Genomic DNA, 585 nt, shown 5'->3' on the forward strand with positions numbered 1-585 from the left:
ATATCAATAAAAGATGTTGTGGGAGTTTCAGGAAGAATTGTCAAATCAGGTACATCTGTTATTGTTGCTGGAGATTTAGAATATGGAGGTTCAACACACGTTGCATCAGCAATTATTGCAATGAATAAAAAATTTAAAACAATTAGATCTGCTCTAAACATAAAATATAATAAAAAAATTCTTAAGCAATTTAAAAAGAAAGGATTTAACATTACAAGTTACGATCGCAGTAAAGAGCCATCCATCATTAAAAATAAAGAAAATTCATCAATCTCTTGGGGCATAAAAAAAGCTATTAAGGAAATATCTGAACCGCCAGACATTGTTTATCATAAAGGTGATTATGGAAAGGAGCCCATGATTTTGATTTTTGGAAAAAATCCTGACGAAGTTATTCAAAAGATTTCTAAACTAAGTTGAGTTGATTTTGGAAGAGAACAACTCTATACTGTAACATAAATAGTCATAATTTCAAATACAGTTTCGTGAAAGCGGTAATTCTTGCTGGTGGTTTAGGTACCAGATTGCAACCATATACAACTTTTATGCCTAAACCTATGCTTCTGTTAGGAGAAAAACCACTAT

Annotated in this window: 2 protein-coding genes; both read left to right on the forward strand. The window is 31.1% G+C overall.

Going from position 1 to position 585, the window contains the following annotated elements; all coding sequences use genetic code 11:
• On the forward strand, positions 1 to 420 hold a 420-nt coding region (locus tag V3W49_RS22880), incomplete at its 5' end, for a thiamine-phosphate synthase family protein (RefSeq protein WP_500148267.1).
• Positions 421 to 485: 65 nt separating this feature from the next.
• On the forward strand, positions 486 to 585 hold a 100-nt coding region (locus tag V3W49_RS22885; RefSeq protein WP_500148269.1), incomplete at its 3' end, for a sugar phosphate nucleotidyltransferase.

The organism is Rosenbergiella sp. YN46, from assembly GCF_036620675.1.
In the GTDB taxonomy this organism is placed as follows: domain Bacteria; phylum Pseudomonadota; class Gammaproteobacteria; order Enterobacterales; family Enterobacteriaceae; genus Jejubacter.